Below are 17,835 nucleotides of genomic sequence, written 5' to 3' on the forward strand. Positions count from 1 at the left end.
GGAAAGGTGAGGGGAAGACCGTGGGTAAGAAAAAGAATAGACAAGTACCGTTCAGACTGAATATGCTGTTCTTCGTTGTATTTGTTCTGTTCTCCATGCTCGTTTTGCGTCTGGGAATTGTTCAGATTGTCTATGGGGAAGACTTTAAACGCGAAATCGAACGCACGGAGGAAGTAACGGTAAATAATCCGGTTCCGCGTGGGAAGATGTATGACCGGAACATTCAAACCATTGTTGATAATACTCCCAGCAATGCGATAACGTATACCAAAAGCCAAGGGACCAGCACGGAAGAAATGCTTGAAGTAGCAGACCGCCTTGCGAAAATCATTGAAAAGGATACGGAGTCTGTTCGTGACCGGGATAAAAAGGATTTTTGGATCCTGAAAAATCCCGAACGCGCCAAGGAAAAAATCACTGAAAAAGAATGGGATTTATATGAAGAAAAGGAACTGGATGATAAGCAAATTTATGACCTTCAGCTAGAGCGGATTAGCGAAGAAGACCTAAAAGAATTCACAGACCATGACCTTGAAGTTCTGGCCATCTTCCGGGAATTTAACAGCGGATATGCGCTGTCGCCGCAAATTGTGAAAAAAGAAGTGACAGAAAAAGAATATGCTGCCGTCAGTGAAAACCTGGAACAACTTCCGGGGGTTGATACTACAACCGATTGGGATCGCAAATATCCATTCGGAGGCACACTGCAGACCGTGCTTGGGAAAGTGACAGATGCTTCCGAAGGATTGCCTCGTGAGCAGCTGGATTATTATCTCTCCCGGGATTACAGCAGGAATGACCGTGTAGGGAAAAGCTATATCGAAATGCAATATGAAGATGTGCTTCGCGGCCAAAAAGCCAAGGTGAAAAATGTTACCGATAAAGCCGGTAATGTTCTGGATACCGAAGTGATTACCGAAGGTCAAAGAGGAAAAGACCTCGTGCTGACGATAGATATGGACCTCCAGTTGGCCGTTGAAGAAATTATTGAGGAAGAACTGCTCAAAGCCAAGCAAACGGCGGGAACGAGGCTGCTTGACCGCGCCTTCGTCGTCATGATGGATCCTCACACGGGAGAAGTGCTGACGATGGCTGGAAAGCAAATCACCAGGGACGATAACGGAAAGACAAGTGTGAATGATTTCGCATTAGGGAATATTACCACCTCCTATGCTGTTGGTTCGGCTGTTAAAGGAGCAACCGTCCTGACGGGATTGCAGCAGGGAGCCATTACACCTTCAACGACTTTCCTGGATACGCCTGTCAAGATTAAAGATACTCAGCCAAAAAGATCCTGGAGAGCCGGACTCGGTGTTTTGAATTACAAGGATGCGCTTAAGGTTTCATCCAATGTCTACATGTTCCGGACGGCGATAAATGTAGGTGAGGGAAATTACAGGTATGACCAGCCTTTATCGCTGAGGCCGGATACATTTGAAATTTTCCGCAACTCGTTTGCCCAGTTTGGGTTAGGGGTTAGGACGGGGATTGACCTTCCTAATGAAATGGTTGGATTCAAGGGGCCTGAACGTGGTCCCGGAAAATTGCTTGACTATTCAATCGGCCAGTATGATACGTATACGGCGATGCAGCTCGCACAGTATGTATCAACGATCGCCAATGGCGGCAACAGGATACAGCCGCGCATCGTGAAGGAAATTCGCGAACCGGTCATGAATAACAATGAAGTAGGCCCTGTCATCAAATCGATGGATCCAGTGGTGCTCAATCGTGTCGATGCTGATCCAAGCTGGATCGAAGGCGTCCAGGAAGGATTCCGCCGCGTCATGCAGGAACCAAACGGGACGGCTCGTGGAGCATTTGCTGGTGCGGCATACAAACCAGCAGGGAAGACGGGGACCGCCCAGGCATTTTATGATGGTCCTGAACGAAAGAGATTTGATAAAACTCCTGAAGTCATGAACCTGAGTCTTGTTGCTTATGCGCCGCACAAGAACCCTGAAGTTGCGATTTCCGTCCTGGTTCCATGGGCTTATGAGGGCAGCACTGGCCACCATGCCAATAACGACATCGGCCGCCGGGTGCTTGATACGTACTTTGATTTAAAGAAAAAACGACAGGAACAAAACCTGACTCCCGAAGAACCTGTACAGCAAATCAATGATGAAGAAACCACAGAACAGCAGGAAGATGCTGAAGAACAGGCAGAATAAAAAAACTACCCTTTTTTGGGTAGTTTTTTTTTGTTTTGGGTATAACTAATTTGGAAGCAAATTTTCTATTTTCCCTGTTTATCAACAAAATTCTACATTTTTCAGCTAAATTTACAAAACCTTAACATTCGGTTTAAACAGGGTTAATAGTGTGGATGTATTCTTTTACTTGTAGGACAAAACAACCATATCTCTTAGGGGGAATTACGGAATGAAAAGTCTGAAAAAGTTTAATCTGCTGGCAATGCTGCTGGCGGCAATCATCATTGCTTCAGCATGCGGAAACGGAAATGCAAATGAAAACACTGATGGCGGAAACGGCGAAGGAGCCGAAACCGAGGAGTTAGAAGGCAGTGTAGTGATTGACGGATCAGGGACTGTATACCCTTTTATGGCCAGAATGGCTGAAAACTATATGGGAGAGCAGGAAAATGTTTCTGTAGAGGTGAGCCGCGCTGGTACATCCGCTGGTTTCTCCAAGTTCCTGGCTGAGGATGGCACAGATTTCAACAATGCTTCCCGCCCAATAAAGGACGAAGAGAAAGCAAAGGCTGAGGAACTCGGCATCGAAGTACAGGAATTGAAGGTTGCCCTGGATGGATTGACGTTTGTTATCAATAAAGAAAACGACTGGGCAACAGATTTGACTGAACAGGAAATCAAGGACATCTTCCTGGCAAGTGCCGGCAAAAAGAAATGGTCAGACGTTCGCCCGGACTTCCCGGCTGAAGAGATTAAGACATATGGTCCAAACGAAAATCATGGAACTTACGAGTTTTTCTTTGAGAACATCCTTGAAGAACAGCAATTGGTAGATGACATCAATTTGCAGCAGGATTATTCCACACTTGTCGACTTGGTATCAAAGGATAAGAACGCTATTGCTTTCTTTGGATATGGCTATTATGCCAGCAACACTGACAAGCTGTCGGCGGTTAAGGTCGACTTTGGAAACGGCCCTGTAGCACCTTCAGTTGACACGATTGCTGAAGATGGGGATTATGCTCCATTTACCCGCCCGGTATTCTCTTATTTGAATGTGAACCATGCGAAAGAGAAGCCTCAGGTATTGGACTATGCCATCTACACGATGGAAAATGCAAACGCCGTTGCTGAAGAAACTGGCTTTGCTCCGCTGCCTGAAGAGGAAATCAAAACTACAGTGGATGCTCTTAATAATTTGAAATAGCCGCTCGTTAACTTGGCAAGATGAGAAGGGATTTCTTCTCATCTTTTGCCTGTTTTAAATTCTCATCCACCTTAATGAGGTGAAAGGAGTTCGTTACATTTGCAGAAATCAACAAGACAGGATCAGCATTCAAGGCCGGCTGTAAGCGACCTGATTGCCCAAAAGAAAAAAAACAGGACAGTTGGCAGCACTTTAGAGAAGCTAGTGCCTGGAATTCTTTTTGGAATAGCCGCTGTATCCATTATAACAACAGTTGGCATCCTATTAACTCTTATTACTGAAACGGTTCTCTTTTTTCAGGAAGTCAACTTCTTCTCATTCTTTACAGGAACTGAATTAAAACCATTGGGCCAGAATGCGGTGTTTGGCGTCTTGCCATTGCTGACAGGAACACTAATATCAACCGCCATTGCCATGCTTGTGGCAATTCCGATCGGCCTTATGACAGCCATTTATCTGAGTGAATATGCATCCGAAAAGGCTAGAAGAATACTAAAGCCAATCCTGGAAATCCTTGCAGGCATTCCTACGATTGTTTATGGTTTTTTTGCCTTTACTTTTGTCACGCCTCTTCTTAGGTCATTCATTCCTGGACTGGAGCCGACAAATATTTTGAGTCCAGGCCTGGTTATGGGAATTATGATTATACCAATGGTCGCCTCCCTTTCCGAGGATGCCATGAGCGCCGTGCCAAACTCCATGAGGGAAGGAGCGCTTGCTCTGGGATCGACCAAGCTGGAGGTTACCTGGAAAGTAGTTGTTCCGGCTGCAATCTCGGGCATTATTGCCTCCTTTGTGCTGGGCATTTCCCGTGCAATTGGAGAAACCATGATTGTAACTATTGCCAGCGGAAGTTCAAAGAACTTTACTTTTGACATTACGCAATCGATGCAGACAATGACGGCTTATATTGTTGAAGTCTCGGGCGGTGAAGCGGCTGCAGGTACGACTTTATACCATAGCCTTTACGCGGTCGCGATGACATTGTTTGTATTTACTTTGGTTATGAATTTTATCGCGCAATATATTTCCCGCAGATTCAGGGAGGAATATTGATTATGAAGCATGTGAATGTTGAACAGGTTCAAAAGAAAATGGGCTCTCGTTTATTTGCGAATACATTCGCCAAAACACTATTCTTATTGGCAACGCTATTTGGCCTGGTCGTTTTGGTTGTTCTTATATATCGAGTCATTCAAGATGGCGCAGCATGGATTAATTTTGATTTTTTAACCAATAAGCTATCTACCGACCCTGAAAGGGCGGGGATTATGGGAGCCATCCTTGGTACCCTGTGGTTAATGGCTGTAGTCGCCCCTGTTACGATGGTTCTGGGGGTAGGGACGGCTATCTATCTCGAGGAATATGCCAAAAAAGGGCGAATTCAGTCCATCATCCAAACAAATATTTCAAACCTTGCAGGTGTCCCTTCGGTTGTGTTTGGACTTCTCGGCTTGACTGTTTTTGCAAGAGGCATGGAATTGGGCAACGTCGTTCTTGCGGGTGGATTAACAATGGCGCTGCTTGTTCTTCCGGTCGTTGTTGTCTCAAGCCAGGAAGCTATCAGGGCTGTGCCTCAGTTTTTGAGGGAAGCATCGTTTGGAATGGGTGCCACTAAATGGCAGACGGTTAAAAACGTTGTTTTACCTGCCTCCCTTCCGGGAATTTTAACAGGGACGATATTGGCCTTGTCCCGTGCCATAGGGGAAACGGCACCGCTGGTCGTCCTAGGGATACCTGCATTGCTGATTCCACTTCCGGATAGTATTTTTGATAAATTCACCATTCTTCCTGTACAAATTTATTATTGGACACTTGATTCTGCCCTTGTAGCCGAGTATACCAACCTTGCTGCAGCTACGATACTGATATTATTGATTGTCCTGTTTGTCATGAACTCAGTGGCCATCCTGATTAGAAACAAATTCCAAAAACGATATTAACCCATGGAGGGACTACAACTATGACAGTGTTAACGGGTAAAGCAAACGCAAAAACAAATAACTTATCTGCTTCAACCGGCTCCGAAACGGAAAATAAAAAAATCGTATATAATACAAAAGACCTTAATCTTTGGTATGGGGAAGACCATGCATTAAAGAACATCAACCTCCCTATCCATGAAAATGAAGTGACTGCGATCATTGGTCCTTCAGGCTGCGGTAAATCCACCTATATCAAGACATTGAACCGGATGGTCGAGATGATTCCAATCGTCCGCATCTCAGGGGAGATCTTATACCGAGAACGTAATATCTTTGATAAGAACTTTCAGGTAGAGGATTTGCGGACACGTGTGGGAATGGTCTTCCAAAAACCAAATCCATTTCCAAAGTCAATTTATGAAAATGTTGCTTATGGGCCGAAGATCCACGGAATCCGCGACAAGAAAATTCTCGATGAAATTGTCGAGAAAAGCTTAAAAGGCGCAGCAATCTGGAATGAAGTAAAAGACCGCCTCAATGAGAATGCCTATGGGCTCTCAGGCGGACAGCAGCAGCGTTTATGCATTGCGAGGGCTCTGGCAATCGAGCCGGATGTCATTCTGATGGATGAGCCAACCTCCGCTTTGGACCCGATATCCACTTTGAAAGTGGAGGAGCTTGTCCAAGAGCTGAAGAAGGATTTCAGCATCATCATTGTTACCCATAACATGCAGCAGGCAGCCCGTATTTCAGATAAAACAGCCTTCTTCCTAAGTGGTGAAGTGATTGAATTCGCGGAAACAGACAAAATCTTTTCCACCCCTTCCGATAAGCGGACAGAAGACTATATTACCGGCCGATTTGGCTGATCAGGATATCGCAAATCTACAGGTGGCTGAAACAGGCTTTGGCCTGTATCACCAGGAATGAAGGGAGCATGAAGAATGGTAGTAAGGGAAAAGTTTGAAGAGGAATTGAGGAAACTCCAAAGCAGTCTGATCGAGCTGGGCAACTTCAGCTCTGAAGCATTAACGCAATCCTTGGAGGCTCTTGAAAATAAAGACATAGAATTGGCCTTGAAAATAATTGATGATGACGATAAAGCGAATATGATGGAAGAGGAAATCGATGATGCTGCCATCCTGTTGATTGCCAAACAGGCTCCGGTAGCAGTGGATCTTCGCAGGATTATTGTCGCCATCAAAATTGCCAATGAAATAGAGCGAATTGCCGACTTTGCTGTCAATATTGCCAAATCAACCATCCGCATAGGCAGCGAACCGCTTGTCAAACCGATTGAACACATCAGGCAAATGCACAAACTCACTCTTGAGATGCTAAACCTTTCCTTGGAGGCTTTTGCAGAAGAGGACCTGGGCAAGGCGAAAAAGGTAGCTGAGATGGATGACGAGGTTGATGCCTTATACGGGCAGACCATTGTCGATTTGCTAAAGCTGAATCAGACAAACCCAGCCCAAATGGCTCAAATTACACAGCTGTCATTTATTTGCCGATTCCTTGAGCGGGCAGCCGATCATACGACCAATATTGCCGAAAATGTTTTCTACCTTGTAAAAGGCAAACGGTACGACTTAAATAATTAAAAACGTACTAGCATTTCAAAAAGAAAAGTGATATTATAGAAAAGTCGTATGAACGAACTAGGTTAATGAGTTTGGAGGGAAAATCACATGCGTGTAAATATTACGTTAGCTTGCACTGAGTGCGGAGACCGTAACTATATTTCCAAAAAAAATAAGCGTAATAACCCAGACCGTCTTGAGCTTAAGAAATACTGCTCAAGAGAAAAGCGTGCCACTTTGCATCGCGAAACAAAATAAGCAGCATCGGGAACTTTCCCGGCTGCTTTTTTTTGTTATGATAAATTTATTGAATTTTTAAACAGTAACTCTTATTTGAAGTGTGGTAAAGTCAATTACATAACATCGATTATTTTGACTGGAGGATGGGACATGGATAGTAAACGGCAATTTCGCGAAAAAGTAAAAAGCCAGCTTGACAGTTTGTCATTCCCAATGTATCAGGACCTTTCATTTCAGGTTGCCTGCCAGCTCTACAAGGATAAAGCCTGGAAAGAGGCGAAAACAATCGGAATTACAGTCTCAAGGCAGCCGGAAGTGGATACGTTCCAGATTATCCGCAAAGCATGGGAAGAAGGGAAGGTTGTAGCCATCCCCAAATGTCTTCCTGAAAAGAAGGAGCTTGTCTTTCGATCATTGAATAGATTCTCACAGCTTGAAATGGTCTACTCTGGATTATACGAGCCGATACCTGCTGAAACAGCTGAAGTTCCTGTTGGCAAAATCGACCTGATGATTGTTCCCGGCCTCGCTTTTACTCCTTCAGGTTACCGTCTTGGGTTTGGCGGAGGCTATTATGACAGGCTGTTGGCGAATTATGCCGGTGAATCAATTTCTCTTGCTTTTCAACTGCAGGTTTTTCCTGAATTGCCAATAGAGATGCATGATATTCCTGTTGCCAGAGTAATAACTGAAGAAGGGCAGGTACCTGGAGAGAATGGGGCCTAGCTTGCTGGTTGGATTTGTTGCACTCGTCTCAATCCTTGCCTGGAGGTTCTCATTGTTAAGCCTGTCAGGTGCAGGGGCTGCTCTGGTTTGCGGAGTATTAGTCGGGTTGGGATTCGGGTACAGGGGTCTTTCTTTGCTCGGCTTGTTTTTTATTACATCCAGTTTGCTGTCAAATTATAAGAAGAAGCGAAAAGGTTACTTGACTGAGTTCCATGAAAAAGGATCGAAACGGGATTGGCTTCAGGTGGCTGCAAACGGAGGGATCGCCGCCGCTTTGGGTATGGCTTATTTTTGGTGGGAAAGCCCATGGATGCTAGTGGCCTTTTGCATTTCGCTTGCCAGCTCCAACAGTGACACATGGGCTTCCGAGCTGGGAACCCTCAGCAAGCATCATCCTTTCTCTGTAAGGAGCTTTAAAAGGGTGGAACCAGGAACTTCGGGTGCTGTTTCAGCAACCGGGAGCGCCGCCGGATTTTTTGGGGCCGGTACAATCGCTTTGGCTGCCTATTTTTTGTTCGGCCTGAATAGTAGGGAAGTCTTATTGATCTTAGGTTTTGGTTTTTTAGGGATGATGGTGGATACGATATTGGGGGCCTTTATCCAAGCGGGCTACAGGTGCCGTGTTTGCGGCCGTGAGGTGGAAAAAAGGCATCATTGCGGGGAAGCCTGCCATCTTACTAAAGGAAAAGGCTGGCTTCAAAATGATGGGGTCAATTTTATTTCGTGTTTGCTCGCTGTCATATTGGGAATAATTTCTTATGTGTGAGGTTCGTTATTAACTCAGGGAGGGTTTGACATGAATAACAGGGTTAATCGGGTGGTTCTGATTGGAACTGGGTTTGTGGGATCAAGCTATGCTTTTGCCATGCTGAACCAAGGGGTAGCGGAGGAATTGGTTCTGATTGACTTAAATAAGGAGAAATCAGAAGGGGATGCGATGGATTTAAATCACGGGATGCCGTTTGCTCCGTCGCCGACAAAAATATGGTTTGGGGATTACTCGGACTGCAAGCCTGCGGATATTGTAGTCATTTGTGCGGGAGCAAACCAGAAGCCAGGAGAAACCAGGCTTGATCTCGTCGAGAAAAATACAAAAATCTTCAAGGGCATTGTCGGCGAGGTAATGGGAAGCGGATTTGACGGAATTTTTATCATCGCAACCAATCCGGTGGATATCCTTACATATGCCGTATGGAAGTTTTCGGGGCTGCCAAAAGAGAGGGTCATTGGTTCGGGCACCATCCTTGATACAGCCAGATTTCGCTTTTTGCTGGGGGATTACTTCAATATTGATACCAGAAACGTCCATGCATATATCATTGGCGAACACGGAGATACGGAACTGCCGGTATGGAGCCACGCCGATATTGGAGGCAAGCCAATCGAAACAATTATTAATGAAAGAAAGGAATACAGGCAGGAAGACCTTGAACAGATTTTTACCAATGTCAGAGATGCAGCCTACCATATTATTGAGAGAAAAGGTGCCACATATTATGGCATTGCCATGGGGCTGGTCCGGCTGACGAAGGCGATCCTGCAAAATGAGAATTCGATTCTAACGGTCTCCTCTTACCTTAACGGGGAATATGGCCAGAATGACCTTTACATCGGAGTACCTGCCATTGTGAATCGCCATGGAATCAGGGAAGTGCTGGAGTTTACCCTGGCCGATGATGAGAAGGAGAAATTCAGCCACTCGGCAGACGTCCTCAGGAAAGTGAAGGAATCAGTCTTTCCTTCATAAAGCATCATTGATTGGCCGAAAAGTCCTTCCCTTGTCTAAAATTTCCGGATTAAAAACTCTGCTCTGCTGCAAACTAAGAGCGGAGGGATGTATATGTTAAAAAGACTGTTGTCGATTCTCTTTTTTAGCGCGGCCGGGTATGTTGTCTTTCAAAACCGCTATAAAGTCATGAATATGATCCTCGGTAATGCCATGCTTCGCAGGATTGCAGTCACATCCATGATGGGAATTCCGGGAGTCAGAAGCAGAATGATGCGGACGGTATTCTCCGGCCCCTCAGAGTTTAACTAAAAGACCTTAACCGGGTCTTTTTTGTTTTTTAAGGGTTGTTCTGAAACGGCAACCGGGGCGTGAGGGCGGGCTGGTGCTTATTTCGTGCAGGTTCGTTTATAATGTAGATGTAGATGATGGAACCCAGTTTTAGAAAGTAGGGGAGAATGTGAGTGGGCTAGAAGAAAATGTGTTCTGGAAAACGGCACATTTCCTGATTGTCAGGAATGGCTATCGGATTATTCAGCTATCCAAAGACCAGCAAGAGCTGTGGCTTGAAAAAATGGAAAACAAGGAAGCCCAGGTGATCCGGCTTCTGCGATATGATCTTGATTGGAGCAACTGGCTGCAGCGGGATATAGAGAGTGTCGCAGCAAGAGGAGAGAGAATCGGCAGCCGTTATGCCAGAGGGAAAATGACCATTATGAACCTGTATGTTACTTCCTATCCTCCTGTCGATGATTACCAGCACAGGATTGATGCTCCCTATGTGCCTGCCAAAGGGAAAGTACAAATAACAAGTGTGGTCGCATTCAGGAATGATGAATTCCAATCACTTAAAATCTTGGAACAAGTGACAGGTACAGCTTTCAGTCTGGTGTTTGGTGATGCTGAACTTGAGCGGGAAACCGCTGCACTACGCACCAAGGCCCTTGCCTATGCCGAGGATAGGGCCAGGGAGGAGCAAGCGTTTTTTCAATCAGGGAAGCCATTTTTCACCTATGTTTTCCTGGTTGTCCAGGTCCTGGTCTTCCTGCTTATGGAGCTGCGCGGGGGCAGTACGGATACATCAACCTTGATCCGGTTTGGTGCAAAATTCAATCCGCTCATCGTGGAGGGGGAATGGTGGCGTTTCTTTACACCAATGGTTCTGCATATTGGGATGCTTCATCTTTTCATGAATTCCATTGCCTTATTTTACTTGGGGCCGATGATTGAGAGGATTTTCGGCAATATCCGTTTTGTATTCATTTACATTTTTGCGGGTTTCGCTGGTTCGCTTGCCAGCTTCCTGTTCAGCCCCAATTTGTCAGCGGGAGCGAGCGGAGCGATATTTGGATGTTTTGGTGCCCTGCTTTATTTTGGCATGAGCTTCCCGGGTTTGTTCTTCAGGACCATGGGCATAAACATTTTAGCCGTTTTGGTTATCAATCTTATATTTGGCTTCACTATGCCGGGAATTGACAATGCCGGCCATATTGGCGGCCTGGTTGGCGGATTTGCCGCGGCAGGAATCGTCCATTTCCCAAAGAAGAGGAAAAGGATCCTCAAGCAAACAGGATTCCTGGCAGGTACGGCCTTGTTAATGTTTATGATGCTGCAATATGGGTTCAGCCACTCTTCTGCCATCATCGATGAACAGTCTGTCCTGATTTTGGCGCAGGATTATCTCCAAAATGATGAATATGAAAAAGCCAGGTCTCTTCTCCTGGATTACCATAGCGAGGATGAGGCTTCAGCTGATATCCTGTTCCTGCTCTCTTTTGCCGAGATCAAGCTGAAGAATCTTGAAGACGCTAAATCTTACCTTCATCAAGTCCTTGATTTAAAGCCGGCTTTCCATGAAGCCCATTATAATCTGGCTTTAGTGTACCTTCAGCAAAAAGAGTTCGAGGATGCACGGATTCATGCGGAAGAAGCGGTCCAGCTGCAGCCCGAAAATCAGGATTACCAAAATCTCTTCAACAGGGTCAGCGCCTTTTTGGAATCTGCTGGATGAGGAGGACAGCTTCCCGGTCGGCTGTTTCGGTCAATACCAGCAGAGAAGATCGGTCCTTTGCGACCATAATAAGCGGGATGGTGCTATCGATTGGACTGACGATGGCGCCATCCTGTTTTTTTATGCCGTAAAAATAGTTCTTATACAATCCTTCCCACAGCCTGCCGATGATTTCACTGGTTTCCCTTAGTGTGTACCCAGGAAACGGCTTGTCTTTAAACTGAGGAAGCTCAGTCAGCCAAATTTTAAAAAAGTGGTCGGGGTTGAGCCGAAGTTTGTTTAGTGCATTGTTCATGGCTTTTTCAAGCTGGCGGTCCTCGGCGGTATCGAGAAGGTTTTTCCATTCCAGGTCGTCTTGAGTATTGGGGATTCGAAACGACCGCATCGGGCTGTATGGCGAATGAATGGCGTACAGCAGGTCCGCGGACATATCCTGGGCACTCGTAATCCTGTCATCTTTTCCATGAATTTCCGAGTGGTGAAACGTAACAGCCTGGAATTTTCCAGTATCCTTTTCATTGAATTCCTGCTTTTGACTCAGATTATCGGCATTTTGCTTCCACTCCGCTGTTTTCCCTCGTAACCTTCCATTTTTGAAAAGTAGCCCCATATCCTGCCGCAGATAGGCTTTCTGGCCAAGAAGAGAATACATATTCCATTGGATTTCATATTCATTTTCATTTTTGCCTTCCGCCATAGTCAGGGTAGTATTTACAGATTTATAGGCTGCTGCTTCATCTATCGGAAAGAAAATAATCGTTTCACTGGTTTCTTGAGGATGAAACAAATAGATGAGTAAAACAGCCGCCGAAAGCAAGCCAAAACTTAATAAAATATTTCTCATATCCTTTTCCTTTCAGAGCATTCTGCACAGCATGGACACTTGCTTAACTAAACTATATTCTGGGACTTCCATGGACATGCAGCAGACAAGTATGATTTTTGAAATGAATGGCTATGATGGGAGGAGACGCAGGAAAAAAATGGCGTAAACCGTTTACGTGTTTTGAGGTGGAAAATGGAACAGAACAAAAAGCATCCCGTTCAGGAAAGTCTAAAAGAAAATACCGCGTACCTGAAAGAATCTCTCGGTGTTGACAAAAGCTTTGATGTTATGCAGGTGGATGTGAAATACGCAGATACGGAAATGGCATTATATATGGTCGACGGATTTGCCAAGGACGATATCCTGCACCTTTTGATGAAGTTCCTGGCAAAGCTCAAGCCGGAGGAACTTCAGCCTGATATGTTAAAAAAGCTGGTTCATACCTATATTCCCTACATTGAAGTGGAAACATCGGATGATCTGGATGAGATAACCGACAAGGTTCTGGCAGGGCCTACGGTCTTGCTTGTTGATGGGATCGACAAAGCCATCATTATTGATGCCCGGACCTATCCTGTAAGAGGACCAGAAGAACCTGACACAGAAAGAGTGGTAAGAGGGTCAAGGGACGGCTTCGTGGAGACTATCGTTTTCAATACAGCCATGACGAGAAGAAGGGTTAGAGACCGAACACTTAGAATGGAATACATGCAGATTGGCCGACGATCCAAAACAGATATCGTTGTCAGTTACATTGAGGATATTGCTGATCCGGATATGGTTAAAAGGTTAAAGGACTCGCTGTCAAAAATTGATACAGATGGACTCCCGATGGCGGAGAAGACGATTGAGGAATTCATTTCAGGCAGGCATTATAACCCTTTTCCAACTGTCAGATATACGGAAAGGCCTGATACGGCAGCCGTCCATTTGTTTCAGGGCCATGTCTGCATTTTTGTTGATGGGTCTCCGAGCGTGCTGATTACCCCTACTACTTTCTGGCATCATTTGCAGCATGCCGAAGAATACAGGAATAAGCCTCTTGTAGGAACCTACCTGCGTCTTGTGCGCTATGTGTCGGTTTGGGCTTCCCTATTCCTCCTGCCGCTATGGTTTCTTCTTGCAGCAAATCCCGAATTGCTGCCAGAGAAGTACTCCTATATCGGAATTAACGACCCGGGACAAGTTCCGCTAATAGTACAATTCGTTATCATCGAATTTGGGATTGATGCGCTGCGGATGGCGGCCATTCACACACCAACTTCCCTTGCAACTGCTTTGGGGTTGATTGCTGCCTTGATGATTGGCCAAATTGCAGTGGAAGTTGGCCTGTTAACAAACGAAGTCATTCTCTACTTTTCCATTGCCGCCATTGGGACATTTGCGACACCAAGCTATGAAATGAGTCTGGCCACAAGACTTGCAAGGATCTTTTTATTGTTATCCACTGCTTTATTCCAAACCCTTGGATTTGTGGTGGGGACCTTGCTCCTCATCCTATATCTTGCAAGAATGAAATCGTTTGGAATTCCATATTTATGGCCGTTCATTCCGTTTAATTTCAGGGCTTTTCGCGATGTATTAATGAGAGCGCCCATCCCGCTGAAAAACCGCCGTCCCAGCGTTCTCCATCCTAAGGATCCCGACCGCTGATGTTCACGCATCAGCGGTTTTTTTTCGGGCAATCACAACTGGAAACAGCCTGGGGCACTTGAGAAGAGGCTTGGTTTACATTATACTTATCTCATGTAAACTTGTTCACAAAATGAGAGGGAATGAATTGAAAAGTATTTACGATATCCAGCAATATTTAAAATCTTTTGGCACGGTCATCTACGTAGGAGACCGGCTCGCTGATTTGGAATTAATGGAAGCAGAGTTAAAAGATATGTATCGTGCTCAATTGATCCAGCCTGGTGATTTTCAAACCGCCATCATGCTCCTTAGGCATGAGATTATGCTGGAAAAAGAAAAAAGACAGAAGTAGGGTTAGGTGACGAGGAGATGGCAGAAAAGTGGCTGATTGGTGTGGATTTGGGCGGCACCACGACAAAAATAGCGTTCATAAGTTATTATGGAGAGATTTTGCATAAATGGGAAATACCTACGGATACTTCCGATAAGGGGAAAAATATTACAATCAATATCGCTAAGGCAATTGACCGCAAGCTGGAAGAAGTCGGACGCTCAAAAAGTGAAATATTAGGGATTGGAATGGGAGCGCCAGGTCCAGTCAATCTGGTCAACGGAGTGGTATACGAGGCGGTCAATCTTGGTTGGCAGGATGACTATCCATTAAAAGATATGCTGGAAGTGGAAACTTCCATGCCGGCAGTGGTGGATAATGATGCAAATTGTGCTGCCTTGGGAGAAATGTGGAAGGGAGCCGGAAACGGGGCGAAGGACCTTGTATGCGTCACACTGGGAACAGGTGTTGGCGGCGGGGTGATTGCCAATGGTCAGATTGTCCAGGGAGTCAGCGGCGCTGCAGGCGAAATCGGACATATTACTTCCATTCCTGAAGGCGGAGCCCCTTGTAATTGTGGAAAAAGCGGCTGTCTTGAGACCATCGCCTCGGCTACCGGAATTGTAAGGCTGGCGCTTGCTGAACTTTCTGCCAATGATGCTTCCGGCAGCCTGAAGGAGATTTACCAGCGGGAGGGAACGGTTACCGCAAAAGATGTTTTTGACTCAGCCAGAGGTGGGGATAAGATGGCTCTTCATGTCATCGACCATGTAGCTGGCCATCTCGGTCTGGCCCTTGCCAACATTGCCAACACTCTAAACCCCGAGAAAATTGTTCTCGGCGGAGGTGTTTCAAGAGCTGGAGATATCCTGATTAACCCTGTAAAAGAGAAGTTCCTGGCCTGCTCCTTCCCAAGAGTGGCAAAATCAACACAAGTAACACTTGCCACGTTGGGCAATGATGCCGGGGTCATTGGTGCTGCCTGGCTGGTTCGAAATAATCCAATTAAGCAGTAAGCCGAAATAAAGCAAGGAGTGCCGGAATAAGGCACTCTTTTTATTCGGTTGACATAGGATGCATGAAAATTTTTATGTTGAAAAACTGAAACATTTTTCGCTTTTTTACGTAATGTTATATATTAGTGAAAAGGTGGGGAGGAAGTGGGAAGAAGGGTGGGCAATGCAGTAAGTAAAGGAAAGTTTTTGCTTTTTTTCGCATTTTTATTCCTCGCCGGGATCAGCCTTGCGGGCTGTTTTAAAGAAGATTCGGCCAGTCTGCATGAGAAAGCCAGCCATGTTCCCAATAAAAAAGACGGGCCTGCTCCGGGCTTTTCCGGGAAAGCCCCTGTTCTGCCTCTCAATGTCGAAGGAGATTTCTTTAAAGCGATAGGATGGCTGGATGAGCGAACCATTCTTTACATAACGAACGTCAGCGAAGGCTCCAATCTATACCGTTATGATATATATGACGGCAAAAGCACATTACTGTACGAAAGTCCCCACTTTGCCGTAACAGCGGAACTCAGTCCGGGAAAAAAACACGTGCTGATTCATTCCGCGCCTTCCAGTTATGAAGCGGAACTGGCCTTCATTAATCCGAATGGGGAGATGCTATTTAAGACAAGGTTTCCTTCATTTGAGTTGGCTTTTGAATGGAATGGGGAGGACGAAGAGAAAGTGCTTGTTTCTGCCTTTCGGGAAGATTGGAGTTACCAGGTGTACATCCTGGATATAGGGAATGAAAATATTACCGAGGTGGATCTGGATCCCCCTTTCGCCATCTGGCCGGCGGAGGAAGAGATGTATTATCTGGATTGGGATAACACTGGCCCCGCCCTCCATGCCCCGCTTAAGAAACGGATCCTGAATACGCAGGCCGAGCATACCATTCTTGAAGGCGTCCATCATCTTGAAGGTTCAGGAGAACTTGTCCTTGCTGTTCAAACCTCTGAAACCGACAATGGCATGGCGGCTTATCAGTTTATCGACAGCAAGTCAGGAGAAAGGAAGAGCTTTGAGGTAGTACAGCTTTCCGCTTTTTCGGGCTGGCTCGTCCCTTTTTATGATTTGGGCACAGATAATAGTTTTGTTTACTTTCGGCCTTTGTACAGCGGGGAAGCGGATTTGTACGGGGCAGGGTTTACTCTATCCAGATACTCTTTGGATGAGGGAAGTGAGGAAAACCTGATGGAAGGCATGGAAAATGAGCCGATAAACTGTGCCCCGGATGGAAAATATTGCTTGTATGGTTTTCAGCTGGAAAAGCTGATCGACATGGAAAAAAAGCAAATCATAAACCTGATTGACAATGAATGACAGTAAGGAGAGATCACTAATGGCCATTGCAGATGTAACAGTAATTCCGATAGGCACCGAGACACCGAGCGTAAGCGCCTATGTTGCGGAGATCCAGAAGCTCCTGGCAGATTTTGAAGAGCAAGGAAAAATCCGTTTCCAGCTGACGCCAATGAATACAATTATTGAAGGGGAACTGCCAGTGCTGTTCCAAGTTATCCAGGCGATCCACGAAGCGCCGTTTTCAAAAGGAATCCAGCGTGTAGCGACCAATATCAGGATTGATGACCGCCGGGACGTTTCTCGGAAAATGGAGGATAAAGTGGCTAAAGTCCAGAGCCTTCTATAAAAAAGGGCCGCCCAGTGGGCGGCCTTTTCATTCAAAAAAAACGGTTGCATTTAGTGAGCCACCGGGTAGCCGTGGTAAATGACCGTCATAATGGTAAACCATCCGAAGACGAGCAGAGTTCCACCGCCAAATACGATGCCCAGAAGATTTTTGTTTTTTAAAGCAGAAAAAGTGCCGAATGCTGCGAGCAGTGTAACCAATGCAAAGATAATCACAAGTCCCATTTTCAATCCCCCTTTGTACAGATAGTCAGACAGTAATTAGTGAAGTCAACGGGCAGGTTCGCTGCCTTTATGTATTTCCATATATTCGAATACTATTTTATAGTTTTTTCAATCGTTTGTCGAGGTCTAAAAACAATGCCTTGCATCCATATGCCTGAGCGATTCCTTCCATCAGCGTGCACATTTGGCGGTCTATGAAAAACATCCATGAATCAGGGCCCCCTGCTGCGACCAAATGTTCTTCGATTTGCAGTTTTGCCATCCTTGCTTCATCAAGGGCGCTCCACTCTAGGGTGAAAGCGGATACCAGATCTTTGAATAAGTATACCCGTTCTCCGGATTTAAAACCATAGTCAGCAAAAAGTTCTCCTTCGGCAGCATTTTTGAGGCAGACCAATGAGTGTACTTCTTCAAGCAGCCCGGCTTCCCTGCACAGGTCTGCGGCTTGCTCAGCTCCCGCTTTGTCATGGAACAGGTACACAAGTCCATGGACGCCAGCGAAGCCGGGATTCGAACGAAGCACGTCATTGAATTCGGGAATTTCGGCGATAAGAGGGTCCACTTCGACAGCATAGGCAGAATTCAAACCATTCATCCTTTCA

Annotated in this window: 20 protein-coding genes; 17 read left to right on the top strand and 3 right to left on the bottom strand. The window is 45.7% G+C overall.

Annotation, left to right across the window (positions count from 1 at the left end; translation table 11 throughout):
- Positions 1 to 62: 62 nt before the first annotated feature.
- From WQ57_RS24970 to WQ57_RS25020, 12 genes are all read left to right on the top strand, one after another.
- Positions 63 to 2,174, top strand: coding sequence for a peptidoglycan D,D-transpeptidase FtsI family protein (locus WQ57_RS24970; RefSeq protein WP_046526469.1), 2,112 nt, complete (start codon positions 63 to 65; stop codon positions 2,172 to 2,174).
- A 211-nt stretch (positions 2,175 to 2,385) separates the two neighbouring features.
- Entirely contained in the window at positions 2,386 to 3,363 is a 978-nt protein-coding gene (locus WQ57_RS24975) for a PstS family phosphate ABC transporter substrate-binding protein (RefSeq protein ID WP_046526331.1), read from the top strand.
- Between the two features lie 150 nt (positions 3,364 to 3,513).
- Positions 3,514 to 4,419 carry a phosphate ABC transporter permease subunit PstC gene (gene pstC / locus WQ57_RS24980; RefSeq protein ID WP_420912416.1) on the top strand — a complete coding sequence of 302 codons (906 nt, stop codon included), beginning with the start codon at positions 3,514 to 3,516 and terminating at the stop codon, positions 4,417 to 4,419.
- Positions 4,420 to 4,421: 2 nt separating this feature from the next.
- Positions 4,422 to 5,306 carry a phosphate ABC transporter permease PstA gene (gene pstA, locus WQ57_RS24985; RefSeq protein ID WP_046526333.1) on the top strand — a complete coding sequence of 295 codons (885 nt, stop codon included), beginning with the start codon at positions 4,422 to 4,424 and terminating at the stop codon, positions 5,304 to 5,306.
- A gap of 26 nt (positions 5,307 to 5,332) precedes the next feature.
- On the top strand, positions 5,333 to 6,157 hold the full coding sequence (gene pstB / locus WQ57_RS24990; protein WP_420912417.1) for a phosphate ABC transporter ATP-binding protein PstB: 825 nt from the start codon (positions 5,333 to 5,335) through the stop codon (positions 6,155 to 6,157).
- A gap of 75 nt (positions 6,158 to 6,232) precedes the next feature.
- Positions 6,233 to 6,892, top strand: coding sequence for a phosphate signaling complex protein PhoU (gene phoU / locus WQ57_RS24995; RefSeq protein WP_046526335.1), 660 nt, complete (start codon positions 6,233 to 6,235; stop codon positions 6,890 to 6,892).
- Positions 6,893 to 6,979: 87 nt separating this feature from the next.
- Positions 6,980 to 7,129 (top strand): 50S ribosomal protein L33, encoded by a 150-nt coding sequence (gene rpmG / locus WQ57_RS26415; RefSeq protein ID WP_019242566.1) that lies wholly within the window; start codon positions 6,980 to 6,982, stop codon positions 7,127 to 7,129.
- Between the two features lie 132 nt (positions 7,130 to 7,261).
- Entirely contained in the window at positions 7,262 to 7,837 is a 576-nt protein-coding gene (locus WQ57_RS25000; RefSeq protein ID WP_046526336.1) for a 5-formyltetrahydrofolate cyclo-ligase, read from the top strand.
- A gap of 1 nt (position 7,838) precedes the next feature.
- Positions 7,839 to 8,603 (top strand): DUF92 domain-containing protein, encoded by a 765-nt coding sequence (locus WQ57_RS25005; RefSeq protein ID WP_241481644.1) that lies wholly within the window; start codon positions 7,839 to 7,841, stop codon positions 8,601 to 8,603.
- A 30-nt stretch (positions 8,604 to 8,633) separates the two neighbouring features.
- On the top strand, positions 8,634 to 9,584 hold the full coding sequence (locus WQ57_RS25010) for an L-lactate dehydrogenase (protein WP_046526338.1): 951 nt from the start codon (positions 8,634 to 8,636) through the stop codon (positions 9,582 to 9,584).
- A 93-nt stretch (positions 9,585 to 9,677) separates the two neighbouring features.
- Positions 9,678 to 9,875, top strand: a complete 198-nt coding sequence (locus tag WQ57_RS25015; protein ID WP_046526339.1) for a hypothetical protein — start codon at positions 9,678 to 9,680, stop codon at positions 9,873 to 9,875.
- Positions 9,876 to 10,023: 148 nt separating this feature from the next.
- The gene (locus tag WQ57_RS25020) at positions 10,024 to 11,574 is read left to right on the top strand and encodes a rhomboid family protein (protein WP_046526340.1); all 1,551 of its coding nucleotides are present in this window, start codon (positions 10,024 to 10,026) and stop codon (positions 11,572 to 11,574) included.
- Here the strand turns inward: WQ57_RS25020 and WQ57_RS25025 are convergent.
- The gene (locus WQ57_RS25025; RefSeq protein ID WP_046526341.1) at positions 11,546 to 12,418 is read right to left on the bottom strand and encodes a hypothetical protein; all 873 of its coding nucleotides are present in this window, start codon (positions 12,416 to 12,418) and stop codon (positions 11,546 to 11,548) included. The two genes, WQ57_RS25020 and WQ57_RS25025, sit on opposite strands and share 29 nt — an antisense overlap.
- Before the next feature lie 174 nt (positions 12,419 to 12,592).
- Between WQ57_RS25025 and WQ57_RS25030 the strand changes: the two genes are divergently transcribed.
- The 5 genes from WQ57_RS25030 to WQ57_RS25050 all read left to right on the top strand — a co-directional run bounded on the left by WQ57_RS25030 (position 12,593) and on the right by WQ57_RS25050 (position 17,009).
- Positions 12,593 to 14,053, top strand: coding sequence for a spore germination protein (locus WQ57_RS25030; protein ID WP_046526342.1), 1,461 nt, complete (start codon positions 12,593 to 12,595; stop codon positions 14,051 to 14,053).
- 127 nt (positions 14,054 to 14,180) lie between these two features.
- Positions 14,181 to 14,387, top strand: a complete 207-nt coding sequence (locus WQ57_RS25035; RefSeq protein WP_046526343.1) for a YqgQ family protein — start codon at positions 14,181 to 14,183, stop codon at positions 14,385 to 14,387.
- Between the two features lie 17 nt (positions 14,388 to 14,404).
- On the top strand, positions 14,405 to 15,382 hold the full coding sequence (locus WQ57_RS25040; RefSeq protein ID WP_046526344.1) for an ROK family glucokinase: 978 nt from the start codon (positions 14,405 to 14,407) through the stop codon (positions 15,380 to 15,382).
- Positions 15,383 to 15,526: 144 nt separating this feature from the next.
- Positions 15,527 to 16,681, top strand: a complete 1,155-nt coding sequence (locus WQ57_RS25045) for a YqgU-like beta propeller domain-containing protein (protein WP_046526345.1) — start codon at positions 15,527 to 15,529, stop codon at positions 16,679 to 16,681.
- Between the two features lie 19 nt (positions 16,682 to 16,700).
- Positions 16,701 to 17,009 carry an MTH1187 family thiamine-binding protein gene (locus tag WQ57_RS25050; protein ID WP_046526346.1) on the top strand — a complete coding sequence of 103 codons (309 nt, stop codon included), beginning with the start codon at positions 16,701 to 16,703 and terminating at the stop codon, positions 17,007 to 17,009.
- 50 nt (positions 17,010 to 17,059) lie between these two features.
- Here the strand turns inward: WQ57_RS25050 and WQ57_RS26035 are convergent, their stop codons facing one another.
- On the bottom strand, positions 17,060 to 17,233 hold the full coding sequence (locus tag WQ57_RS26035) for a DUF2759 domain-containing protein (protein ID WP_046526347.1): 174 nt from the start codon (positions 17,231 to 17,233) through the stop codon (positions 17,060 to 17,062).
- A 97-nt stretch (positions 17,234 to 17,330) separates the two neighbouring features.
- Positions 17,331 to 17,819, bottom strand: coding sequence for a hypothetical protein (locus WQ57_RS25060; RefSeq protein WP_046526348.1), 489 nt, complete (start codon positions 17,817 to 17,819; stop codon positions 17,331 to 17,333).
- Positions 17,820 to 17,835: the final 16 nt, after the last annotated feature.

The sequence above is a fragment of the Mesobacillus campisalis genome, from assembly GCF_000986785.1.
Classification (GTDB): Bacteria; Bacillota; Bacilli; order Bacillales; family Cytobacillaceae; genus Mesobacillus_B; species Mesobacillus_B campisalis.